At 44.6% G+C, this 25,080-nt stretch carries 17 protein-coding genes; 16 read left to right on the top strand and 1 reads right to left on the bottom strand.

Translation table 11 applies throughout. The features are described 5' to 3' along the window. The first annotated feature begins 293 nt into the window (after positions 1–293). The 5 genes from KNQ04_RS10765 (at position 294) to KNQ04_RS15880 (ending at position 6,775) form a co-directional block, all read left to right on the top strand. The gene (locus KNQ04_RS10765) at positions 294–2,285 is read left to right on the top strand and encodes a hypothetical protein (protein WP_214850644.1); all 1,992 of its coding nucleotides are present in this window, start codon (positions 294–296) and stop codon (positions 2,283–2,285) included. 876 nt (positions 2,286–3,161) lie between these two features. Continuing rightward, positions 3,162–4,595 (top strand): hypothetical protein, encoded by a 1,434-nt coding sequence (locus KNQ04_RS10770; RefSeq protein ID WP_214850645.1) that lies wholly within the window; start codon positions 3,162–3,164, stop codon positions 4,593–4,595. A 253-nt stretch (positions 4,596–4,848) separates the two neighbouring features. Continuing rightward, positions 4,849–5,184: a hypothetical protein gene (locus KNQ04_RS10775; RefSeq protein ID WP_214811743.1), complete on the top strand. Its 336-nt coding sequence runs from the start codon at positions 4,849–4,851 to the stop codon at positions 5,182–5,184. Between the two features lie 242 nt (positions 5,185–5,426). Beyond that, entirely contained in the window at positions 5,427–5,936 is a 510-nt protein-coding gene (locus KNQ04_RS15875; RefSeq protein WP_483299249.1) for a helix-turn-helix domain-containing protein, read from the top strand. Further along, positions 5,933–6,775, top strand: coding sequence for an IS3 family transposase (locus KNQ04_RS15880; RefSeq protein ID WP_483299250.1), 843 nt, complete (start codon positions 5,933–5,935; stop codon positions 6,773–6,775). The genes KNQ04_RS15875 and KNQ04_RS15880 overlap by 4 nt, the downstream gene beginning before the upstream one ends. A gap of 208 nt (positions 6,776–6,983) precedes the next feature. Here KNQ04_RS15880 and KNQ04_RS10785 read toward each other — a convergent pair whose 3' ends face one another. Next, positions 6,984–7,382 (bottom strand): hypothetical protein, encoded by a 399-nt coding sequence (locus KNQ04_RS10785; protein ID WP_214850651.1) that lies wholly within the window; start codon positions 7,380–7,382, stop codon positions 6,984–6,986. Positions 7,383–8,297: 915 nt separating this feature from the next. Between KNQ04_RS10785 and KNQ04_RS10790 the strand changes: the two genes are divergently transcribed. From KNQ04_RS10790 to KNQ04_RS10840, 11 genes are all read left to right on the top strand, one after another. Continuing rightward, entirely contained in the window at positions 8,298–9,374 is a 1,077-nt protein-coding gene (locus KNQ04_RS10790; protein WP_214850654.1) for a hypothetical protein, read from the top strand. Continuing rightward, entirely contained in the window at positions 9,371–9,814 is a 444-nt protein-coding gene (locus KNQ04_RS10795) for a hypothetical protein (protein WP_214850656.1), read from the top strand. Before KNQ04_RS10790 ends, KNQ04_RS10795 begins: the two co-directional genes overlap by 4 nt. Positions 9,815–10,000: 186 nt before the next feature. Next, on the top strand, positions 10,001–10,780 hold the full coding sequence (locus KNQ04_RS10800) for a ParA family protein (RefSeq protein ID WP_214850659.1): 780 nt from the start codon (positions 10,001–10,003) through the stop codon (positions 10,778–10,780). Continuing rightward, positions 10,777–11,466, top strand: a complete 690-nt coding sequence (locus KNQ04_RS10805; RefSeq protein ID WP_214850661.1) for a ribbon-helix-helix protein, CopG family — start codon at positions 10,777–10,779, stop codon at positions 11,464–11,466. The genes KNQ04_RS10800 and KNQ04_RS10805 overlap by 4 nt, the downstream gene beginning before the upstream one ends. Then, positions 11,466–12,242: a ParA family protein gene (locus KNQ04_RS10810; protein ID WP_214850663.1), complete on the top strand. Its 777-nt coding sequence runs from the start codon at positions 11,466–11,468 to the stop codon at positions 12,240–12,242. The genes KNQ04_RS10805 and KNQ04_RS10810 overlap by 1 nt, the downstream gene beginning before the upstream one ends. Next, a complete protein-coding gene (locus KNQ04_RS10815; protein WP_214850665.1) occupies positions 12,239–13,033 on the top strand; it encodes a hypothetical protein in 795 nt (264 codons plus the stop codon). The genes KNQ04_RS10810 and KNQ04_RS10815 overlap by 4 nt, the downstream gene beginning before the upstream one ends. Before the next feature lie 192 nt (positions 13,034–13,225). Beyond that, entirely contained in the window at positions 13,226–14,440 is a 1,215-nt protein-coding gene (locus KNQ04_RS10820; protein ID WP_214850667.1) for a hypothetical protein, read from the top strand. After that, a complete protein-coding gene (locus KNQ04_RS10825; RefSeq protein WP_214850668.1) occupies positions 14,424–16,997 on the top strand; it encodes an SNF2-related protein in 2,574 nt (857 codons plus the stop codon). The genes KNQ04_RS10820 and KNQ04_RS10825 overlap by 17 nt, the downstream gene beginning before the upstream one ends. A 358-nt stretch (positions 16,998–17,355) precedes the next feature. Continuing rightward, positions 17,356–21,861 carry an NACHT domain-containing protein gene (locus tag KNQ04_RS10830; protein WP_214850670.1) on the top strand — a complete coding sequence of 1,502 codons (4,506 nt, stop codon included), beginning with the start codon at positions 17,356–17,358 and terminating at the stop codon, positions 21,859–21,861. A gap of 414 nt (positions 21,862–22,275) precedes the next feature. After that, a complete protein-coding gene (locus KNQ04_RS10835; RefSeq protein WP_214850672.1) occupies positions 22,276–23,778 on the top strand; it encodes an AAA family ATPase in 1,503 nt (500 codons plus the stop codon). Then, positions 23,771–24,877 carry an HNH endonuclease gene (locus KNQ04_RS10840; protein ID WP_214850674.1) on the top strand — a complete coding sequence of 369 codons (1,107 nt, stop codon included), beginning with the start codon at positions 23,771–23,773 and terminating at the stop codon, positions 24,875–24,877. Before KNQ04_RS10835 ends, KNQ04_RS10840 begins: the two co-directional genes overlap by 8 nt. Positions 24,878–25,080 lie beyond the last annotated feature (203 nt).

Consider the following 25,080-nt stretch of genomic DNA (forward strand, 5'->3'; position numbering starts at 1 on the left):
AGTCCGTATGCTCTCGATATCTCCTCCAGGTCCATCCCTACGAGTTCGTGGAAAAGTAGATCGTTCTTATTCTGGTTCATTCCTATGACATCCTTTCATCGATGGAAGGTACAAACCCTCCCTACTAGTTCTATACATCCATTATATGACTTTATATGAGAAAAGTAACGCTGGTGTCTTGAAAATCCTGTCATCATACTAGGATTGATATGGTCGTCCTCTCGTCTACGAATTATAATCAATGAATAGGATGTTTCGTTTCTCGATACTTCTTTCTGATGAGGAGGGTAAACATGAACACCATAGGACAGCCTGAAGGATGGAGTGCATACGAACTGATCGGATTGATGCATCGTGAGATCGAGTCGCTAGGCGTCAGCGGCTATACGGCACTCCGTTCTCTATGCGAGATTGGCGTCAGGCTCGATGACGTGTTAGATCCAGTCATCCGTAACCACATCCCCTTGTCTCCTGAGAAATCCAAGGTCCTCTTTCGGATGGTCGATGACCTCGGCGCGGAGAATTGCCGTGAGCTATGCCGCCGGGCGAATCTCTATCATCTGACGATATCCCAGGTGCATCCCATCCCCTACACCGTGATTGAATCGTTACTCCTGAGACGAGGCTTCATGCTCGCCGATTTCTCTTCGATGTCGTTCCTCGAGTTCCGTGAACAGACACGTGGCGAAGGGTCATCCGCCCTCTATCGGAACATCATCGGTGCCATCGAGGAGCTCGGTCTGTTCGATGAGAACCAGACGTTCCTGGCGGATGATGTACAGGATGGGCTCAACGTCATTCCCTTCCCAGGTGAAGGAAGGGATGATGAACTCTATCCACTCGATTCCGTCATCCACCAGAATGACGTCGAAGATGCCCTTCTTCGATATCTGGACGAAGGAGAACGGTCCGGTAACACTTCCCTCGAGATGTTACGCTCCCTCGTGAAGGGTTTGCCGAACGAGAAAATTTTAGAGAACCACCTCTTTGGTAGAACGTTCGCGACATATTCGCTAAACCGGACATTGTTCCAGACGGTCTTCGCCGTCCCTGATCCCGTCGACCGTTATCTCGAGCTCCTCCATGGGCGTGGGGTGCAGAATACGCTCTCCATGGATTTCGTTGACATCCTGGATGCCGGTCAATTGTCACGTTTCCTTCGCGTGCGTGATGCTTATGTCTGTCCCGCCACTAGCATGGTTCGACATTACGATGTCGAGAACATCCTGCTCTCTTTGACGGAGGATTGTCACTCCCCTATCGATGAAACGGTCATCGTAAGGGATGCGAAGCGGATGTCGAGCGTCGTCAACCCACATGGACACATGGACACCTTGGGAATCACGAAGGACCGGGTGAAGGACGCCGTCCGGTCCTCCCCTTACCTTCTTCGTGCCGGAGGATACGTCCGCCGTATGAGGGTGCCCTATGCTAGTGACATACTCTCGGGTTTACTATCAGATAAGTTGAAGGGATTACGCGGTGTGTTCACGCCTTGGATCATCTACGATTTATTGTCCCCTGAGATACGCACACTCGATATCCAGTCTCCGATGGAGCTGAGACACATACTTGGACGGAAACATCCTTCTGATGAACTTCACGTCCTCTCTCGTGAAGAGATTGCCGTCCGGGTGAAGACGAGACGTGAATTCATCGAGGGATTAATAAGACTTCATCCCGAGTTCATCTCCGTCCGCGATCTGGTCGAGGGAGCATCTTCCTCCAGCGGTCATCGACGGGCTCATTGGGAACATCATCTCCGTTCCCTACTACTCGATGACGTCTCGTACGTCGAGGTGGAGCCCGACGTCTACCTCCGTGTGTCCAGGTTGTCCGATTCCGGCTTGTCCCCTTCAGAACTTGAAGGGTATGTCTCATGGCTTCTCGAGATGTTACCTTATGAGGAGTTCATCAGTTCCTCGATGGCAGCGGGCTTGGGGCGAGGACATGCGGTCTATGGGTTAGGTTTTGATTCCACCTTCTTCGAGAGCTTGTTGCGCAGGAGCCCCTTGCTTCGTACACTGTACGTTCCCGGAGGCACCGTCTACTATCGGAACCGGAGACAAACCCGTCATTCGGTCGAGGACTTCCTGTCCTCACATGTCGAGGATGGCGAGGCGATTGATGACTACCTCCATCGCCTGGAGGAACGATATGGTTTCCTCCCCGCGAAGGAGCAAGTGCTTCGAAGTCTTAAGAACACCGAGATATACGTATCAGAAGAACTCGCACGACTCTTCTCCGACAAGGATTCTTTTTTCCGATATGTATATGGGAGTTGAACACAAAAAAGTATGCGCCGGCGCATACTTTTTTCATTCTCACTCTCATCCTCCTCGTTCTCGCATGTATATACCTTTATGACACCCTCCACTCTTCGCCTGCCCCTAGAGTTAAGGAACACATCGATCATGCCCGTGAGGACTAAGTCTTTTTTTATGAGGCGATTGGATATTTACTTGTTCAAGGATTGTCACGTGGACTCTCTTGAACGACATTCCGTTCATCTTCCTAACTCTATGTATCAATCCATCTGTTCGGTCCATTCTCACATCATTCCGACTTTAGAGAATTCGGAGATTCAACGATGTGCGCCATCTTGTTTCACGTGAAACATTTCTCGGTAGGACCACCCATCTTCTTTTGGTTAGCGCCTGTCATTCCTCCGACGCCCCTCGCCTCAATTGATTGGACACAGTGATGGAGATAAACGTCCTTTCTTCGTCTTGCTCGATTCGTGAAAAGGATTGACGACATACTCCTATCCTTGATACAAGCTCCTGTAATCCCCCGTGATGAATAAAGTGTTCCTCATCATTATGGTACGTGAAATAAGAAAAAGTATGCGCCAGCGCATACTTTTTTCGTCCGCATCATGCATGGTAGTAATCCACATTGTTGAAGGAGCCATTCGGATTTGATCCTTATCGCCAGATGACCATGACGTCCAGCCAGACCGACTATCCCTTTCCATCGTCACCCCATCGGATTATCTATTTCGACATCTAAAATATCTCCTAACGATCTCATCTCTCTATTTAGTAGTTTTGATTTTAGGAACAAAAAAAGTATGCGCCGGCGCATACTTTTCTGTCTGATTTCCCCGTGCATCGCATGACATGATATGCTAGATACATTGAAAAAGGGGGCGATGTACCATGGACAGTTCATCATCCGTCCAACACCGACAGCTCGTCGTTTCTCAGGCAGCAAAGACGCTGCTAGAGAACGACGTCACCGAACAACTCGCCTCAATCGACATCGTCGACGTCGAGGCATATGTCAATCAGCTATATGAGGAATGTTATGAGTTCCAGAACGAGGAGGACGTCTATACGAAGCTACGCTACTACTCGTTCAAGAAACTGAAGAGAAGATGGGTCAGGTCTGCCATCCGAAACTATGTCGATAATAAGGGGCCGATGAAAGAGCTTAGGGGATTGCATAAGATGTATCTCGAGTTCTGGGATATTTCAGGCAAGGAAGGCTTCCAACGAAAGTTCTCTGCCGACAGTGTCGAAGAACTCATGCAGGAACATATGCGCGAACTCGAGGAATGGGCCGAGAATAACAACCTCCTGATCCATACGTATCCACATTGGGGACAGAAGACGAAGAACCAACGGACGAGCACCATGCGGACCGACATCCTGATGGTTATCGGAGAAGTCGCGAAGGGTCTGAAGCGAGTACAACCGAAGGCACATGTCGCGACGTCCACCTCAATCACCGTGCCGTTCTTCGGTCTGGCCGATCGCATGAAGAACACGACGGAGAAGTTTAATCAAGGGGAGGGGACGTTGACGGACCTCTCGCTCGACCTACACGATTACTCTGCCGTCGTACCGAAATACAAGCAGGGCGTGCCGAACAATCTATCCGTCCTCGTCAGTAATGAGTTCCTCGCAGAACTCGACGGGAAGGTGCCAGACCTCGATTCACGTGATTTCGAGGCGTTCAACGAGATACTGTCCTACCGCGATTTGTCTTTCCAGACGAACCGGAAAATCGTGTTTCCAATCTCGAAGCTCGTCAAGAAGATTTACGGTAACGACAGCGGGAAAAGCTATGCCCTTACGACGCAGCGTCTCGTCAAGCTGGGATACTATCGGGTCGCGGTCCGTAACGAGGAGGGGGACCTCTCAATCTTCGGTCTGTTCTCCTCCGTCAAGATCAGTGGGGCGTCTGCAATACAGCGTGACACGCAGATCACCGTGACCGTCTCGGAGGAGGTCTACGACGATTTGCTCAAGCAACAGATCATCAGCATCTATGGGGAACAAATCGAACGACTGAAGGGGACGTTCGCCTATCATCTGTCGTTCGTCCTACAGAAGGAACGTCTCAACTCCTTCCAGCTCAAAGAGGAGATGCCAGCGAAGCGGCACTGGCGACAGTTCACCCATTCCATCCGCTTCAACAAGAGTCGGAAGGCCGAGAATCTGAAGGAGCTCGAGACGAACCTCGATCGGATCAAGGATCTCGACTTCATCATCCAGGACTGGCATCGTTCAGGAGATTACTACTTCCTCTACTTCCATCCGCTCGAGAGGTGGGAACTCGACGATCGGAGCAACGTGCTCCTGCTTTGAGGAACTCTTCCTAGGTCGGGGCCATCGTGATATAAGTCGCGATATGTATCTGCCAAAAGATACACAGGTTATTGTCGATTTCAAGTGGATTGAACTTCATCTTTCTAGTCAGGACATCCATGGAATCATCGACTACTTAGTCTTAAAAGGATATATCCGCTCTCTTGTGATCATCTGCTAAACAGGAGCAAGCATCAGCTCGACCGCCATCGGTTACGTCAGGCAGTACTACCTTATAAGGAGGAATCCCCACATGATCAATCCAGAACACCTCACTGCCCTTCCCTACAAGGAGAAACTCTCTGAAGAAGAAATCCAGATGATTGAAGGACTGCAGAAGAACCGTGCAGCAATCCAAGTCATCAACCGACTCACGTTCCGCTTCAGACGACTCAAAGAACAAGATATCCACTCCGCGACAGTAGATTTCGATGAAGAGTTTCCTCTGTTACATGAGAGCTTCGGTGAACCCCTCATCCGCTACTTCCGCTTGAAGGGGATTTCTGTCACGCGCGTCCCCCGCACAGGAGAAGAAGACCCTCTTAATACATTCGAGTATACTCTTCTCTTCGACTTCTCCTCACTTTAAGAAGAGCGTTTATTCGCAGAAACGCTAATCACTAACCCGACTACAGGGGGACGAGCATTTACATGAGATGTTCCTGTTGTTATTTTTCTCTTATAAAAGGTTGATGTATTCTCTTATCAGTTTTAGTTATATCTATGGAGAGGTTAATGTCTTACTTTCTAATAGAAGAAGAGCGTACGGATAAAAATGAACTGCCCCATAAAAGTTGGACATAAAAATCCAACTTTTATGGGGTGTTTTTTATGGCCAAATATACGAAGGCATTTAAGATCAAGGTCGCTGAACGTTACCTGGCGGGACGAGATGGATACAGGAGCTTGGCGAAAGAATTCGGGATCACACATGAACGGATCCATGTGTGGTCGCGTCTCTATGAGCGTCGGGGAGAGACAATCTTCGATTGTTCCTATACAACCCACTCACCGACATTTAAACTGGAAGTATTAAACGACATGGCGACCAACAGGCTGTCCGACGTAGAGGCGGCCGTTAAATACCGAATCTCTTCCCCGGGGATGATCTCAAGATGGCGATCGACGTATGAACGGGAAGGGTCTGAGGGCCTGGTCGCCAGACCGAAAGGACGTGCCCCGATGACGAGACGCAAGAAGAAAAATCCTGAAGAGATGACGGAGGTCGAGAAGCTCAAGGAAAGGGTCGAGTACCTCGAGATGGAGAACGCTGCGTTAAAAAAATTGAGAGCCTTGGTTCAAGAAGAGAATGCGCGACGAACCAGATCAAGGCGCAAGTGATCGACGAGTTGCGGTCGAACTATCCCGTTCCGGGACTCCTCGACGTGCTCGGTATGGCCCGGAGCGTCTATTACTATTGGCGGACGCGCCTGACGGGCGAGGATAAGTATGCGGAGGTGAAGGCGGCTATCCATTTCCTCTTCCACGAACACGAGGGGCGATGTGGCTATCGTCGCATCCACGCACTTCTCGAACGCCAGGGCTTCCGGCACGATCCGAAGACCGTGCGCCGTCTCATGAACGATCTCGGTCTCAAGTGTCTCGTCCGCATGAAGCGATACCGCTTCTATAAGGGACGGGTCGGAGAGGTCGCGCCAAACCTTCTCCAACGGGACTTCAAGGCCTCCGGCCTGAACCAGAAATGGGTGACTGACGTCACTGAGTTCCACCTCTTCGGGGAGAAGCTTCATCTCTCGCCGATGATGGACTTAGGAAACCGTGAGATCATTGCCTATACCATGTCGGACCGCCCGACATACGGGTTCGTCGGCGAAATGTTGAGTCAGGCAATCAGTAAGCTCGACGGGAAAGCCCGACCGATCATCCATTCCGACCAAGGTTGGAACTATCAGTATCGAGCGTTCATCGGTACGCTTCACGAGCACGGCATCACGCAAAGTATGTCCCGTAAGGGCAACTGTCTCGACAACGCAGCCATCGAAAGCTTCTTCGCCGTGCTCAAGTCAGAGCTCCTGTACCTCAAGGAGTTCAATGACATGGACCACTTCAAACGTGAGCTCGAGCGTTATATCGAATACTATAACCATCGTCGCATCAAGAGACGACTAAAAAACCTGAGCCCGGTAGAATACCGCACTCAGGTCCTCAAGGTCGCCTGACAAATTATCTAATGTCTAACTTTTTTGGTTCAGTTCATTTTCATCCGTACGCTCTTCTTCTATTTCCATGTATCCTATCGTTTCATGTCCGTCTCACTGCTTATCCATCCGTACCGCCTACGTATCTGTTTTCCTTGAAGCCTTCGAATATACCTTCAATCTCTTCATTCATCCGTTGCTTACGTCTTCACTCTTCGTCAATCATTATCTAATCGAACTTCGTCTGAAATTCCATCCTTATTCTATTTTTCTCATCCTCATCCATCTCCGTAGTCAGCCATTCCATTCTAGTCAGATTATCCATCGGTATGGGATATCGCTCGATGAAGGCACTCGTATGTCTCTCATACTTCTCCAAATCCACACCGACGGCCATAGCCCCATCTCTCCATGTAGCTGGACTTTCTGTATGCCTCTTCTCTGATGTCCTCATTTCTTCTAGACCTAATGATAGTTTTCCAGATTCAATCACCAAGGTGAAGTAAAAGGTGACGCAGTAGAGTAGGAACAACTCCAACATCAATAAGAATATGCCACCTGAGCTCAGGTCGAACATCTTTTCCACATCCGTTATCTTACTATCGACTGATTCCCATTCGTGTAGCATTCGAACAGACGACCTTCCATTCTCTCGTGAAGAATCACATCTGGATTGATGATGTGTTAGGGTGATATCGGTCGTAATCACAGACGGAACAAACTAATAGGAGGGAATCGGACAGTTTTGGTCGTCATGTACCGTACTCTACTTACCAATTCCGATGGACAATCATGGTCATTAGTTTGAAGATGGTCATCAAGATAAAAAGCAAAAATAAGAACACAAGTTCTCTTTGAATGTGATTTTAGTCTGATTGCGTATCGTAGTCCCTATAAGAGGTCCATCAGATCGGAATCAATGTATATGTCGAATTATGTCGTAAAACGACCAATTTTTGATTATGGTCGTCCAATCCCGTACCAGAACGACATATATTCATCGATTCGAGATGATTTCTGTCATTTTTGACCGTACCGAAATGACACTTTTATTGTTTTGGTCGCCTGTCACCGTACCGGAACGACATTTTAGAAAGAATGGTCGCGAATCCCCGTACCAGAACGACATTTTAAAGAATTCTTGAGATTTCTTAAATTTTTTTTGGATCGTTCCACAATAAGATTTGTCGTCTTCCACCGTACTGGAACGACACTTTTTCTTGTTCTGGTCGTCTTCCACCGTACCGGAACGACACTTTTGACGTTCTGGTCGCCAGCTACCGTACCGGGGCGACATCCGGCAGTCAGAAAATCATGAAAATACTAGCGAAGAGAGGCCATGGATGGCTTCATGTCGGGATTCCTTGGATTTTGGTCGTTTTCGACCGTACCGAAATGACATCTTTTTGACTTGTGGAAACGGCTTCATATCAACGTTTCTGACATGTTGGTCGTCTTTGACCGTACCAGAGACGCATTTTGACAGTTCTCCCCCTGGACAGGATACTAATCTTAATAGTTCAGAGTAGGGGAGGTGTAGGCAATGTCGATGAATCAGCAGAACAGACACGTATTGGTCGCGAACAAGGTGCTGATCGCCATGAGCGGTCTGACACGTTGGACGAAACGAGAAGAAGGCTTTATGTATGAGCAGCATCACTATAACATCCCGGGACCGTTCCTCGCCATGAAATGGACGAAGTCGCGGATCCGTCATCTTCTCACGCTTCTCTCGCATTGTGACGACAAGGGCATGTTGTCCCTCGTCGAGAGCGAGGCGCTCGCGGACCATGCCCGGACCTCAGTCCGTTCATTGCACGACAACCTACGTCTGTTCGAGAAGGCGGGGCTCATCCGGTATGACTTCCATTTCACCGGCGTCCTATCGATCGAGCTCGTCGACTACCTCTCCAACTATCGTGACCTCACGGAGGAATCGGGCAGCTTCGGTTCGAAGACGGGATATACCTCCATCTGGTGCGGGATGATCCGTCATCTCATGGAGATTGATCACGTCAACATCCTTCGCGTGGCATTGCGTGCCCTCGTACAGGTGGAACGCGACATCCATGTCCAGTCTCAGGAGAAGGCTATCCTCACCTATGACGAGGTGAAGGGCTTCCTCCCTCGCTATTGTGGCCATCGTCTTGCGGTGAAGGGCATGCTCGACCAGCTCTCACGCATCTTCGACGTACAGCTCGTCGAGGACACGAAGGACTTCCTGTCGGCCGTCAAGGGTAACATCTCGCTCAAGCGACGCATACATACCGTCACACGTCCACTCATGTTCCAGATGAAGATCGGGGAGAAGGTCGACAGCAGACGCATCCGCGAGGCGGAACGCGCGAGCACGCTCATCGGTTGGTTCGACCTTCGTGAGGTTGCCCGTGACTTCGTCGACTTCGACCTGCTCGAGGTGCCGCAGGCTTCCCTCAAGTCGCTCAGCGACACGTACGGGTTCGATGCCTGTGACGAGGTCCTGCGTTCGATCCGGAACGACTTCCTCCGCTACGGGGAACGCCTACAGGAGACGGACGTCTACAGTCTCTTCTTCCAGTCCCCGGTCCTCTATCTCAATGAGCGTCTGAGACGACTCTCGGAAAAATTGGCCATCGCATGATGGTCTATTTGTCATGCTCTTTTCTGAAAAAGATGGTGAAAACGAGTAAAAATATCTCCCATATCGGCGTCATGGGGCTCGAAAAAGGATACGGGCGCATCCGGGGCGGCCATCCTGGCGATTTTTCGAATGTGTCATACCATTCAAGAAAAAAAACAAATACCTGTGATACTAAAAAAGGTAATGAATACAAAGAAACGACTCGTTCTGAACGAAAACGAGTATCAGGAACACATAATTCAAACGAAAGAGAACTTCCTCAAATCATCCTGTCTCTTTATCAGATGTCGATATCAGCAAGAAACGTTGGCATCAAAGGCTCTATGATCGATTCTCGTTTTCCAATTCTTTTTAATTCTTTTTTAATCTCTTCAATCTCCTTGAATATTTGTAATGAAGATAATCTGGTAAGCCCTCATGTCATCATCTTGGAAAAGTAGAGTTCGCTCTATTGATTGAAGTACGAAAAGAACGACAAAAAAATTTGTATACATTTCGACATCGAAACGTATACATGATAATAATTGTGTATACAAATAAATATCACTTAAAAACGACAACGAACAATAAAATTATTGTCTTCAATCGACTTGTATGTGATGATGGAGACAGAAAGGGGAGAGATGATGAACATTCTGACGTTCTACATATCAAAGGGAGGTTCCGGGAAAACGACCTGTTCCCTCAACATGGGCCATGCTCTCGGTGAACTTGGACAACGCACCCTGCTCGTGGACCTCGATCCACAAGGTTCCCTCAGCAAACTGATGCTCAAGGAGTCCGATACAATCAAATACATGACGCTCTTCGACGTCCATGCGAGAGGACTCGCCATCGAGGACATCCTGTTCGACGACGAGAAGCATAATGTCAGTCTCCTCCCCTCCAACGAACGGAACGCCCGGCTCATCAATCTGATATCGGAGCAGGACAAGCTCTTCTTATTAAAAGACATGTTGGAACCATTAGCCGAGGAGTTCGATTGGATCATACTCGACTCTGTGCCCTCGATAAATGAGCTTTCAAAGGTCGTGCTATCCTGTGCGGACCATGTCGTAGTGCCCTTCATGCCGAAGAAGTTGGTATATGACCAGCTCGGCAGCACCATCCGGACAATCCGTCAGGTGAAGAAGTTCTACAACGCCTCGCTCGAACTGACCGGAATCATGCCGGTCGCAATCGATGCTGGCCTCAAAGGTGACCGTGAATATGCCGAGGCGATGCGCACACTCGCAGAGTCGGAGGGGCTCGACATACTACCTTCTGTCCGTCGTGCAGCGTTCATCGAGAAGGCGGCAGACAACGGAAAGAGCGTCCTCCAATATAAGTCGAAGGAAGGTATCGAGCTCGCACTCCCGTTCAGGGAACTTGCGAGACTCATGACAGAGGGAGGGAACACAGGATGAAGGCACGTAACAGACAAATCCATAAGGTCAAGCCGCAGGAGCAGCATCCTTACCGGAGTGGGTTGACGGACATCGGGTCCGTCGTCCAGAAGCTCCCGGTCGCGCGAGACCTCGAGAACCTGGCCCTCGAAATCCAGGAGCTAGCGAAAGTGCAGACCATCTCTGTCTTCGAGATCGGTAAGCGTCTCTCGATTGCGAAGTCGGAGATGCATGACAACCAAGAATGGCGGAGCTTCCTCGAGGTCGTCAGCATGTCGAACTCCCTGGCCTCCCGCTACGTCAAGGCATACGATACCTTACAGCCTCTCGAGGAATCGCTCGGCAGCCTACCGGCCTCGAAGATATTCGAGTTGATGTACGTCGAGGACCCGGAGGACGTCGTACTGAACGGACTTCCCGTGAGGGATGGCCGGAAGCCAATCGAACAAGCGACCGTCCGTGAAATCCGGGCGAACCGATCCAGTACGTCAGGGGTGAAGGTCAGTGCCTTCCGACAGAAGGATGCGATGTCGACCGTCGTATCGGCACGCGTCCCATCCGAGACGTCCGAAAAGATACAACGAATCGCGAACTCACGCGGTCTCAGCATCAGTGAGCTGCTCTCACAGATGATCGAGGAGACACTCGTGCGTGAAATCATAGAAGACAGGTCGGAAGCAGATACCATGGAAGGGGACGAAGACTGATGAAGAAAATCGCATTGTACAACCGGAAGGGCGGGGTAGGGAAGTCGACGACGACGATCAACCTCGCGCATGCCTATGCGAGGGACGGACTACGGGTTCTCGTCATCGATGCGGATGACCAGGCCTCGACGTCGAACGGACTCGGCCTGACGGAGGACTACCCAGGGAAGGTATTGCTCGACTGCCTACTCGAGGAGAACGATCCCTTCTATTCACCAATCGAGAAAGTCATCGTCAACTGTGAGTATGAGACCGGGACCATCCACCTCATACCGACACGCCGATCGGCCTCGCCGACAGGGTTGACGAGCCAGATGGGCTACGAATACCGACTCAGTGAGGAGTTGGCACGCGTCGAGGAACTGTTCGACGTCTGCCTCATCGATTGCCCGGGTTCGACGTCCGCCCTGAACCCATACGCCCGGTGTGCATTGGTCGCCCAGGATCTTATCGTCATGCCGGTACAGATGCAGAAGTTCTCGATGGATGCCGTCTACACGGCACCGGAGGAACTAGAAGAGATGAAACGCTATAAGGAGGACATCCATATCGCGGCATTCGTCCCGACGATGGTCGGGTCGCGCTCGAAAGGTGATCTCACGACGGTCGAGGAGCTCGTCGACCTCGGACGTGAGGTAGGCATCCCGGTGCTGACGACGATCCCTTACATGGTCAAGGTCCAGTCACTCCAGCGTGAGTCACGTCCGGTCATCGATCACAAGGGACCCGCGACGGATGCCTACCTCAAGCTCGCAGAGGAGGTGCTCGCTTTATGAGTCGCAAAAAGAAGACACCGACGTTCTCGAGCTTCCAGGCGAACGGGACACTTCCTGCCACAGGGCCGAAACCTGACGCAAGGGAAGAGAAGATTGATGCCGTGAAGAAGTTCTCGGCGTCGACGACGGTCACGAACCCCTATCAGTCCTTGTCGGCGACCGCCCTCTCACGCGTCGTCTCGAAGAACCTTCCGGAGAACATGGACGGATTGGTGCAGTACTATAACCATATCGATGCCATCCATGCGACGAGCTTCGTCGAGAAGTGCCGTGTCCTAGCCCATGCCCATGACTTGTTCCGCAACGAGGACACGCGCGCAGAATTCCGGGAGGAGGAGGGCGGATGGCTCGAGTTCCTTGGGAAAATCGGCATGTCGCAGTCTCAGGTCAGCCGGTTCGTCTCGTTCTGGAACGTCTTCGGCGAGGAACTGCTCACGCAGGCAATCGCGGAGGACCTCACGTCCTCGAAACTCGCGGAATTGTTATCCTGGCCGGAAGACCCACGGGCGGCAATGCTCGATGGACGTACATATCCTATCGGAGATGGTGAGAAGACCGTCTATGAGATGACACGGGAAGAACTACGTGAGGTCAAACGGATGCTCAACGAGCGCAAGGATGAACGCGTCATCGACCATCTGCCTCCACGCCGTACCGCCAAGATACAGATTGACTTCGGGGACGCCGACGATCCGTTATTGAAGAACCTACAGAATCGGGCGCAAGAGGAAGGGACGAGACCGGAGGACATCATCCGTCTCGCACTGGAACAATATCTGCGTCGAGACTAGTATTTGGAGCAGGCATCCGGCCACCGGGTGCCTGTGTCCATCTGAAAATACAAAACAAGTAAGGGTGTTCTAATTTCCCTTACTTATTTTCTAAAACGGATTGTCTTTATTTTCTATATATGTGTAAAATTTAGATATGAGAACGCATCCTCATACGAGGATGCACATGACATTTGGGAGGAATCATACGACATGAACTTTGAGAACACGATCGACCTACAGAAAGAAATCGGAAAAAGCATCTCTTTGACGGACGGAACGCGCAAGCTGACGATCAAAGGAAAGACACGCAGCTATCCGGTATACCAGATTCCACTCGAACACTTACTCTATAACCGTCAGAATGGACGTATCATCAGCTCGATGAACCGTTATGAGTCGGAAGGGAAGGACATCGAGACCCTATCGAAGGAGGATTACAATGACCTCGTCGAACAATTTATCGTCGAGTCCAATAAATCGGCCCTCGACAAGACGAAGAAGAACATCGACCTTTTCGGACAGCGTCTGCCAGGCGTCGTCCTGAACGATGGTACGGTCGTCGACGGGAACCGTCGTTACACGTGTCTTCGTCAATTGAAGCGTGAAGGGAAGACGTCATTCTTCGAGGCGGTCATCCTTGACCCGTCGGAAGGCCTCTCCGCCATCGACATCAAGCGACTCGAGCTCAACCTGCAACATGGTGAGGAGCGACCGGTCGACTACAACGCCATCGACAACCTGGTCGAGGTCTACAACGATATCGAGAAGAACAAATACTTCACGGTGAAGGAATACGCCTCGAACACGAACAAGACCGAGGGAGACGTCAAGAAGATGCTCAAGAAGGCGAACCTCATGGTCGAATTTCTTACGTTCATCAACGCAGAGGGAAAATATTATGTGGCACGCGACATGGAACTCGATGGTCCACTCCAGGAAATCATGCTCATCCTGAACAAGGAGAAGGACGAGGAGGAACACGACCGAGTCAAGAGTGCACTGTTCACTTCGATGACGCTCTCGAAGGACGGCGACCTGACACGGTATATCCGACGCATCGGCAAGGAAATCATCCAAGCGGGGAATCGGGAACAGTTCCTGGATGAATATGACGAAATCGTCGAGGATGTCTACGAAGCATATCAGGAAGAAGTGAGCGTGACGGTGAACACGGTCAAGAAATTGAATGAGAACCTCAAGAACGTACGCGAGGAAGCAAGCTCTATCGTCAGCAAGCGAGTGGACGAGACGGTGTTGACCCGTGTCAAGATGAAGCCGATCGATTCATTGAACACGGTCATCCGGACGCTCGACAACGTCGACGCGGACCAGATTGCTCGGATGGACGTCGGATCGAAGAAGGAGTTCTCCCGTCTCGTCGAGCAGATCCGGAAGGAACTAGAGGCCTATGAATCACGACTCTGACTTCCGTGACCTGGTGCTACGCCCATCCTATTACACGACGGAGCATCAGATCGGCAAGGACTTCTATACGCCCGTCCTCGGAAGGGCGGTCTCCTATGACCGGGTCAGCGGGTACTTCAGCTCGAAGGCACTGGCCTCCTATGGTCAGGGCGTCAAGGGACTCGTCCAGAATGGTGGACGGATGCGCCTCATCGTCTCAGAGGAATTAAGCGAGGAGGACGTAGGACTGATAAGGCAGGGCTATGCCCTACGGGAACAGACCGTCGAAAGTCTGATTGAACGACTCGACGAACGACTCGATGACCAGGAGATGATGGACTACTGCAACCTCGCGCATCTGATTGCGAGTGGTGTCGTCGACATCCGCATCGGGTTCAAGTCGTCCGGGCTCTTCCATTCGAAGTTCGGCCTCGTCGAGGACGGTGCCGGTAACATCATCTATTTCACAGGCTCGAACAATGAGACGAGCGCCGCCATCCAGAACAACTTCGAGTCCTTCGACATCACGACGACATGGCTCTCCTCGCCCTTCGACATCGAGAAGATTCCTCGTGCGCGCCGCGAGTTCGACCTGCTCTGGGCGGACCGGATGCGTGAGGAGAACATCTACGTCAAACATATCGAGGAACTCATCATCAAGAAGATACTGACATACGACAAGGGGACGATCATATTGGACAAGGAGATGCTGCAGGAGGACGCGATGATCCTGACGGTGGACGATGGCCGGTTCGTGATACACGACAACGTAGCGCCGGGGAAAATAAAAGCGAACGAGCTCACCATCAAGACGAAGCTGAAGCCTTATTACCACGTAGAGAAGGGCTATCCTCATTTTCGTGAGGAATTGACATATGTGGAGATGCGAAAAATCATCGAGCTCTTCGAGAAACTTGGTCGACGACGGGACTTCGATGTCGTAGTGACACGTGCGTTGGCCGAATATCTCGACCGACAGACCTATCTCATCGAGGAACGCTCGAACTATGCGATGCTGTTGAAGACGCAAGATGATCGTATCGAGGACAAGTACGCCCGCTTCGCGTCGATCGTCGATCGTGAGCTCCACCGTGAGCTCCGTGATAAACAGATGCAGTCCGCCTTCTACATGGCGGAGATGCATCGTGCTGCCAACTTCTCCGTACCAGGCGCGGGGAAGACCTCGATGGTATACGGGGCATTCGCCTATCTCTCCTCACAGGAGATTGATCGAGTGAACAAGATCATCATGATTGGTCCGAAAAACACCTTCCTCGCTTGGAAGGACGAATACGTCGAGAACTTCGGGACGAAGCGAGAGCTTCGGCTACTCAACATCCATGACACGGACGAACCCATCCGACAACTCCGTCTCGGTGGAGATTCGTTCGACCTCGTCCTCGTGAACTATGAGTCACTGGGTCGATTCGAGGGTGTACTGAGTGACGTCATTGATGGCCGCACGATGCTCGTCTTCGACGAGGTCCATAAGATCAAAGGAATGAAGAGCAAGCGCGCCCAGATCGCGAAGCGTCTTTCGACGTTGACGTCCTACAAGTATGTCCTGACCGGTACACCGATACCGAACACCTATGAGGACGTCTATAACTTCCTCAACATCCTATACGCCGAGGACTATAAGAGTTTCTTCAACTTCAAGCCGAGTGAATTGAAGAATCCGACCTCGACAAGGATTGAGGAGATCAATGCGAAGCTGTTGCCATTCTTCTGGCGGACCACGAAGCATGAACTACAGGTGCCACAGGCAGAACCGGACATCCAATACCACGTGGAGGCGAACGATGCCGAACAGGCTATCATCGACCTCATCCATCGTAAGTACATGGGTAACGCGTTCAGCATGTACATCCGACTCCTTCAGGCATCCACCTGTCCCGAACTCCTTTTACGGGCGCTCGACTTCCAGGAGATGTATGGGGAAGAGGAGGCCACAGGATTATCCTTCACGAAACAATCGGACACTACTCCGGTCGTACTCAATCGGTCGGAGGTAGAGCTTCTACGTCGTGTGCCAAAGACACGGAAGTTCCGTGCAGCGGTGGAGCTCGTCTCCGATTTATACGATGAAGGGAAAACGTCCGTCGTCTGGTGTATATTCATCCATACGATTGATCAGTTCCATACAGAGCTTCTTGCACGTGGCATCAAGGCCGAGGCCATCTATGGAAGCACACCACTCGAGGAGCGCGAGCGTATCATCAAGGCGTTCCAGGCGGGTGAGCTCGACGTCATCATCACGAATCCACATACGCTCGCCGAATCGGTCTCTCTCCATCACGTCTGTCATGACGCGATCTATCTGGAGTATTCCTTCAACCTGACACACATGTTGCAATCTCGGGATCGTATCCATCGACTCGGTTTGCTGCAAGGTCAGTACACGCGTTATCACTACATGATGATGCAGGGACAGCCGGAGGCACACGGAATGGTCGACGAGAAGATTTATGATCGTCTCAAGATGAAGGAACAGCGCATGCTTGACGCAATCGAGAATGGTGAGCTTCGCCCTGATCCGACGGTGGACTACGACGAAATCGTTGCCTTGTTCGAATGAAGTATTCGAGCGGCAAGATGTTTTTGATTGCGGGCTTCATGATGCCATGTATCGATAAATAGATTGGAAAGAGTAGGATTTCGAGATAGATTGCGGAATCCTATTTTTCCATATTTTGCAAGTTAATATCTTCGTTTCCGCCATTGCCAGGACATCTCATCGCGATATCATAAATCAAATCTGCTTGATGATGCGGTCACTTGTCCGAGGAGTTTTTAGGAAGATAATAAAAAAACAAGTCGAATCAAATTGTGTAACTTATTTAGGAAACTGATTTTTCTTTTTATTATTAATTCATAATATTAATAATATATAATAAATTTCATAATTATTCTACTAGGATAGTGAGGTTATCTAAATGATTGAACTTGATTTTACTCGCATTCGGGCATTTGATGGTAGTAAAGACGGGGGATTTGAAGAGTTGGTTTGTCAAATAGCCCATCTAAATAAACCGAATAAAGGGAAAAATTTCATTCGAAAAGATGGAGCTGGTGGAGATGCTGGTGTTGAATGTTATTGGGTTTTGGAAGATGGTTCAGAGCATGCTTGGCAGGCGAAATATTTTACAGATAGGCTCGAAGATGGTCAGTGGAGTCAAATAGATGAATCAGTCAAAACAGCAATTGAGAAACATCCTAGATTAACTAAATATTATGTAAGCGTGCCAAAGGATTTAAACGATAGTCGAAAAAAAGGTCGTGGTGGGAAGCAAGTTAAATCTTCTTTGGATAAATGGAATCAATATGTTGAAAGCTGGATTAAATTAGCTACAGATAAAGGAATGAATGTAGAGTTTGAATATTTTGGTCGTCATGAATTAAGCATGTTGTTACAAAGAGATGAAAGTAATTATGTTGGTAGGACATTCTATTGGTTTAACGAGCCAGTATTGAGTGAAGAAACTTTTACAGAATTAGCTAATAGATCAAAAATTTCTTTGGGTGAGCGGTTTTCAGAAGAATATCATGTTAGTCTACCTATTCAGAAAAAGCTAGAAGGATTAGGTATATCTAATGAATGGAAAGAGACTATTGATAATCAAAAAAAGATTGCGTTCGATTTGATTGATAAAATAAATCGGTTAGATCGCTTGGAACACATATCTTTGAACACAGAATCAAAATGGACCACATTCAAAGAAAATGCAACTGAATTCAAAGAAGTGTATTTAAAAATTTTAATGACTAAATACGACGAAATGAAAATTACAAATATTAAAGAACGATTTGAAAGATTAAAAAGCTTAACTTCTGAGTTTAGTAATTTTATTTTAGAAAATCCCGATGATAAAAGTGAAAATTGGAGAAATATTAGGTATCAATTTAGAGAAATCACTGGAGAATTAAACAGTATAGAAGCTTTTGTATTTAGTATTGCTACGGAAGCATACGAAACAAAAAGTATAGCCGTGTTAGGTGATGCTGGAATAGGGAAGTCACATTTATTATGTGATATAGCACAAAAGCGTATAGCTGAAGGTTTACCTACTGTCTTTATATTAGGCCAAAGATATTCTGGAGGAAATCCACTTAATTTTCTAGCTGAAGAACTTGATTTGAAGGACGTAAGTTTCAAACAGTTACTAGGGGCTTTAGATGCAGCTGGAGAGGCGAAGAGAACCAGAACATTAATCATCATTGATGCCTTAAACGAAGGGAATGGGCGTTTTGATTGGCAAGATCAATTAACATCTTTTATAACTGAATTGAAAACCTATCCTCATATTTCTTTGCTTATAAGCTGTAGGTCGACTTATAAGCAATTCATATTACCTGAAGAAATTAAAAGACACATAGTGGAAATTATTCATACGGGTTTTAAGGGCTTCGAACATCGTGCAGCGATGAAGTATTTGTCGAAACAAGGAATAGACAAACCTTCTGTACCATTACTATCGCCTGAATTCAGTAACCCACTATTTTTAAAAACATGTTGTAAAGCAATTAAATCAAAAGGTTTAACTTCCTTCCCTAAAGGTCTCGAGGGTCAATCCGCAATTTTTAACTTTTATTTAGAAAGTATTGAGAGTGTTATCAAGCGCAGAAAAAAATATATGGGGAATAGAAATGTTTCTAGTAGGATTTTATCAAGGTTGATTGAACTAATATACCCAGATAATTTATTTGGAGTTGAAATAAACTTAGCGGCGAATGCTTTAAGAGAAGTTGATCCTAAGCCTAACTTTGATGATGATTTAATAGATATACTTATTTCAGAAGGTTTACTGGCATTAGATATGATAAGTGATAGTAGTGACAACGCAATTGAAGTTGTCAGGTTTACGTACGAAAGATTTAGCGATTATTTCATTGCAGAAAACATTATCAATAACGTGGATTCTGAAAATCTTAAAGCTGAGTTTTCGACTGATGGAAAGTTAGAAGAAGTAATAAAAAATCCATATAAATACTCTGGAATTATTGAAGCGTTAGGTATAGTTTTTCCAGAAAGGTTCAAATTGGAGTTTGTTGACTTTATTTCTGATGAAAATCAACATTATAATCTAATTTTTGATAAATCGTTTACAGATGTTCTTTTGTTACGTAGCAAAGACTCTATTGGTGATAGAACGCTTGCATTACTAAATGAAATTTCTAATCACGGCTTTTTTAATAAAGCTTTAGATAAGATATTAGCTTTATCTACGGAACCTGATCATCCATTAAATGCAGAGTTTCTACACAAAAACCTAAAAAGAATAAAGTTTACAGAAAGAGATTACTTTTGGTCAACGCACATCGCAGTAAGCGATTATGATGAGGATGAAGCACAACCTCAATCTGTGACTCGAACTTTAATCGATTGGTCATTGTATGCAGATTTAAGGGATGTAGAGGACGAACGAATAAAGTTACTGAGCTATGTACTTTTATGGATGACATCAACTACAAATATAAAAGTAAGGGATCAATCAACTAAATCTTTAGTTCGAATTTTGAGTCATCGTTCAGACATTATTAATGAGTTGTTATCGAATTTTAAGGATATAGACGATTTATATTTAAAAGAGAGATTGTATGCAGTAAGTTATGGAGTAGTCTGCAATATCAATGATCCAGATGGAGTCAGAGAAATTGCGGAGAACGTTTATAAGTTACAATTTATTGATAAGAAACCAGATCCGCATCTTCTTTTAAGAGACTATGCTCGAGGGATAATGGAATACGCTTTAAATAAAAACTTAATCTCTGAAGAGATGAGCAATAATTTTAGACCACCTTATATTAGCGAATGGCCAATTGAAAATCCTACTGCATCAGACATTGAAGATTTAGTTGAAGATGAATATTCTACGATTAAAAATTCTCTTATGGGTTATCCCGGAGATTTTGGAAACTATACTATGTCGTGTGTACATGATTGGTCAGCAACACCGTCAATAAAAAGTCGTCCTGAAACATCATATGAATTACATTTAGAGTTCGCTGATAAAGTACCTATTGAATTAAGAGAAGAATATTTACAAGAAATCAATCAAAGAATTGAATCATATGGTAAACCCGTAAAGTCTACCATTATAGATGATATTTTAGCTGAGTATGACCTTGAAGAGTTATTTAAAGAGACTGATGAAATACCAGGAGAAATTTCAATCGTTACTAAAAATGTAGATAGCCCAGGTGAAAAGTGGGATTCTTTAAAAAGGAATATTAATGATGCCTTGTCAGATGAGGATAAAGAATATTTTAGATGGCTAACAGGTTTAGGAATCAATGATAGAGCGGCAATTTTTAGTAGGAAATGGGCGCAAAGATGGGTACTCAAAAAAGTATATGACTTAGGTTGGGACTCAAAAATGTTTTACGAATTTGAAAGAAGATACTGTGATACTTATGGAAGGGAAGGAAAAAATATTGAACGAATCGGTAAGAAATATCAATGGATTGCATTTTATGAACTTTTAGCTAGAATGGCAGATAATTTGTATTGGGCTGACAGATATGACGATGAAGTAGAATATGAAGGTCCGTGGCAGCTTTGGAAACGTGACATTGATCCTACTATATGGTTGAGAGCTACAAATGATTCGAATCGAGATGAGTTCGGAAAGGTTTGGTGGTCACCATATACACCAATATTTAGTGTAGGTGAATCAGAGGATTGGGTGTTCGATGAAGATACTCTTCCTGATTTCGAGAACTTATTGATAGTAACCGACAATAAAGGTGAAAAGTGGCATAACTTGAGAAGTTTTAGAAAATGGACGAATAAAACTATAGATGGTAAATCTAAAGAAGAATTATGGTATAGAATCAATACATGCATAATCTCAAAAATTGATATGGATAATGTATTTGAAAAAGTGAAGGATAAACCTTTATTCGATCCCTCTGCTTTTGCACCAAGAAGTTCTTCACACCAAGGTTATTTACGAGAATATCCGTGGCATCTTTATTATAGAAATTTTAATATTTGGCAAAGTGGTGATGATTCGCGAATTTTAAATATCCAGCATTTAGTTCCAGTTAACGAATATGAATGGGAATCAGGTGGAAGAGACGACTCCACCGATCAATACATTTCTCTCTATTTACCTAACCAACAATTAATTAAAGACTTATATTTAAAAAGGTCTTTAGACAATTTTAGTACTTGGGAGAGTCCGGAAGGTGACATAATATTTATGGACTCAAGTGAATTAGAAAAAGGACCTTCGGCAGCGCTAATCAAATCAAATCACTTTGAAAAATGGTTAGAAGAAAAAGATTTGCAGTTGATTTGGTTTATCGGCGGAGAAAAGCAAATTTTCAATGATGTAGGGAATGTCTCAAAAAGACTAGAGTTCAACTATATAATTTCTATAGAAAAAGAAAACTTGTTAGAAATTAATTGGAAAGAAAGCTATAATTTTAAAAAATAATTAATTTCATGGCATCAGTGGATGAACAGCACGATTATCCACTGATGTATTTATTTAAAAGGGATGTGGCTTAACGTCATGTAGCCTCAAATTTAAGACTTTATGGAAAATTTATTTATACTAAACTAAATTCAATCCAATTTTGAAGTTTAAATTTATTCTTTCTCTATTATTTTTTAGTAGATTGAATATTTTTTAGTGTTTTAGTGTTCAGAGAAGTTATAAAATTTATCAAATTTAAGATATTAGGTAATGCCTATTGCAGAAAAAAACTTCAATGATTTTTTAAAGACTTTAAAAGTTTAAAGATTAATGTAAAGGGTCAATTATTACTCTAAGGAAGCCACATGAGGTTTTGCAATTTACCGAATAATAAATTCTTTACGTAGCAAGGTGTACGATACTTATCCGGAGGTGGGACTTATTAAAATTTACATAACAAAGTTTAATGAGGCAAGAAGTAAAGAGGGTTTTCATTTAGTACCAGATAATTGGAATGATTATCTTTTCTATACATTATTTAACGTTGAATACATAGATAAAAATTTAAAAAAGACTGAAATTGGAGATGTGAAAATAGGATTTGAAGATCAAACTACAGATGAAAAGACTAGAACAGTATTAAATCAATTAGTATCTGGTCGTGATGATTTTCTTCTAGAATTACCAAATAAATTTTTTTCTCTAGGTCAAAGTGCAAAATACTACAAGAATATTAAAGAATTAGACGATGATTTGAGAATCGATTTTTTAACGGCTATCAATGATATTGCTTATAATGATGAGCTTATGAAAAAATATTCGGAACAAGAAGTGTTAACGGTCTCTTTGATGAGAGAAGTGAATAAATATAATTATGAAAATCAGTTTAAGAGAATAGCTAGAGGAGGAACATTATTAACGGACTTTGATTTTTTATTTTCCTTAGAATATCAAAATAAAAAGAAGAATTTACATTTTAAGGTTGAGCCAGATACATTACCACCCACAAATCTACACGCGGTTATTGGTACAAATGGTGTTGGGAAAACTACAGTTTTAAAGGGAATTATGAATGAATATATAAATGGTAAACTACAAGATGATTTTGCTAATTTAGTTTATATTTCATTTAGTGTATTCGACAAAAATCCTAGTGATGAAGAAGATGAGAAAGATTCATTTTTTTATGTAGGATTGAAAAAAAAATTAGGTAAAACAAAAAGTGATACAGAAATTAATGAAGAGTTTAGAGACTCTATATTGAGTATTCTGATTAGAAAAAAACAATATCATTTACATCAAATGTTTACGATATTAAATAAAGCTGATTATAATTTCAATAAATTAAATTTTATTACTACACTAGAAAGATATTTTGAAACTAGACGAGATAAAGAAGATATGCAAATCTGTACAGAAAACATCGTATCTAAATTTGAGTATTTGAGTTCGGGTCATAAAGTTATTCTTCTTTCAATTTCTAAAATAGTAGAATTAATAGTGGAAAAATCATTAGTATTAATTGACGAACCAGAAACGCACTTACATCCTCCTTTGTTATCAGCGTATATAAGGTGTTTATCTGAACTTTTAACGGCTGAAAATGGTGTCGGTATTGTAGCTACACATTCTCCTGTAGTTCTACAAGAAGTACCTAAATCTGTTGTATCTATTATTCGTAAATATGGAAATGCATTTAAAATAGAAAGACCTAGAATAGAAACTTTTGGTGAAAATACAGGGATATTAACTGAAGAAGTTTTTGGACTAGAATTGATAAATACAGGATTTCACAAAATTCTAAAGGAAGCTGCAGAAAATCTTCGAGATTATGATCTAGTATTAGAAGAATTCAATCATCAGTTAAGCTTAGATGCCAAAACTATAGTTAGAAGTTATTTAAATGAACTAGAAAAGGATACTAATGATGTATAAATTATCAAAGCCTAATATCAAAATCGATGATTTTTTTGATGACTTACTTGCTAATAGACAAGGTTTTGCTGGAAAGTTTAGGGTTGGTAGAATAAAATCGATAAAAAGTGAATTAATAGAAAAAGAAACTCACTATACTAATTTTTTAGCGCATGAAAACAAAAATGAATTACATCAAATAGTTCCTACTCAAGTAATAGAAATTCCTAGAGACACTCCTGTATTACAATTTTTTAATTTTCCTAATACTATAGCTAAAAATAAATTGCTAGAGAAGTTAAGAGAATATAAGTTAATTGATTTTATTGATTCGACACAAACTAAAAATTTGATTCTCGAACAATTAAAAGAAATAAAGTTAAATCATTTAGATGATATGTTAACAGTTGGAGAAGATTTATATACTTATAGTAGATATGTAGATAAAAATGTGATGAAGGATGCATATGAAGATTATATAGTAAATGATACGGGGATAGGGAGAGATGTTTATGATGAATTATTGTTACTTGCAGATGATGCTATTTGTCCTTATTGCTTAATAGGGAATGTAACTACACTAGATCATTATCTCCCAAAGGCAAACTATATTGACTATGCAATAACCCCGATGAATTTAATCCCAAGTTGTGTAGATTGTAACTCTAATAAGTCTGATGAAATATATGATATTGAAGAGAAATTGTTAATAAATTCATATATTGAAGATATTACAAGTATAAATTGGTTAGAAGGTGAATTAATAGAGGCATTTCCTATAACATTTGAATTCAAAATAAAAAGTACTTTGGGAAGTTCAGTATTGCGAAGTAGGTTAGAGCGTCAATTTTTTAAGTTGGAATTAGATTTGAGATATGGGAATACTGCTAGTAGGATTTTTAGGATACGGGTGAAAAGTATAGTTATTGATTATTTATCTGGAGGTCTAGAAGCGGTTCGAAAAAAATTAGAAAGCGATAAATCTTCAGCAGAGTTTTTTAATTTAAATTCACTAGAAGCTAAGGTATATGAGAGTTTATTAAATTCTAATTGGTTTATGAAAAAAGACACGTTTAAAAGTATTATTGAATACTATAAATTGGAAAAAATACAAAGCTGACTATTTTACATAAAATTAGTTTATTAAATTTGGAAATAGGTAATTCTACTACATCTAATTTATTCACGCTAAATACTCACCACGGTCTTGATTGCAGGTCCGATGTTGTTCGTCCTCTATCGCGTCATCAGGCTTACATCCGAGTTCTCACGTAGGATGAAAAATATAGTAAGACACTATGAATAGAGGGATGGACGTGATCC

Origin of the sequence: Exiguobacterium sp. s193 (assembly GCF_018618755.1) — a bacterium.
GTDB lineage: Bacteria > Bacillota > Bacilli > Exiguobacteriales > Exiguobacteriaceae > Exiguobacterium_A.

Excerpts from the sequence above, each read along its gene's own strand:
- KNQ04_RS10800 (WP_214850659.1), top strand. The coding sequence starts at position 10,001 with ATGAACATTCTGACGTTCTACATATCAAAGGGAGGTTCCGGGAAAACG.
- KNQ04_RS10810 (WP_214850663.1), top strand. The coding sequence starts at position 11,466 with ATGAAGAAAATCGCATTGTACAACCGGAAGGGCGGGGTAGGGAAGTCG.
- KNQ04_RS10770 (WP_214850645.1), top strand. The coding sequence starts at position 3,162 with ATGGACAGTTCATCATCCGTCCAACACCGACAGCTCGTCGTTTCTCAG.
- KNQ04_RS10820 (WP_214850667.1), top strand. The coding sequence starts at position 13,226 with ATGAACTTTGAGAACACGATCGACCTACAGAAAGAAATCGGAAAAAGC.
- KNQ04_RS10795 (WP_214850656.1), top strand. The coding sequence starts at position 9,371 with ATGATGGTCTATTTGTCATGCTCTTTTCTGAAAAAGATGGTGAAAACG.
- KNQ04_RS10825 (WP_214850668.1), top strand. The coding sequence starts at position 14,424 with ATGAATCACGACTCTGACTTCCGTGACCTGGTGCTACGCCCATCCTAT.
- KNQ04_RS15875 (WP_483299249.1), top strand. The coding sequence starts at position 5,427 with ATGGCCAAATATACGAAGGCATTTAAGATCAAGGTCGCTGAACGTTAC.
- KNQ04_RS10830 (WP_214850670.1), top strand. The coding sequence starts at position 17,356 with ATGATTGAACTTGATTTTACTCGCATTCGGGCATTTGATGGTAGTAAA.
- KNQ04_RS10775 (WP_214811743.1), top strand. The coding sequence starts at position 4,849 with ATGATCAATCCAGAACACCTCACTGCCCTTCCCTACAAGGAGAAACTC.
- KNQ04_RS10790 (WP_214850654.1), top strand. The coding sequence starts at position 8,298 with ATGTCGATGAATCAGCAGAACAGACACGTATTGGTCGCGAACAAGGTG.
- KNQ04_RS10765 (WP_214850644.1), top strand. The coding sequence starts at position 294 with ATGAACACCATAGGACAGCCTGAAGGATGGAGTGCATACGAACTGATC.
- KNQ04_RS10840 (WP_214850674.1), top strand. The coding sequence starts at position 23,771 with ATGTATAAATTATCAAAGCCTAATATCAAAATCGATGATTTTTTTGAT.
- KNQ04_RS10785 (WP_214850651.1), bottom strand. The coding sequence starts at position 7,382 with ATGCTACACGAATGGGAATCAGTCGATAGTAAGATAACGGATGTGGAA.
- KNQ04_RS10805 (WP_214850661.1), top strand. The coding sequence starts at position 10,777 with ATGAAGGCACGTAACAGACAAATCCATAAGGTCAAGCCGCAGGAGCAG.
- KNQ04_RS10815 (WP_214850665.1), top strand. The coding sequence starts at position 12,239 with ATGAGTCGCAAAAAGAAGACACCGACGTTCTCGAGCTTCCAGGCGAAC.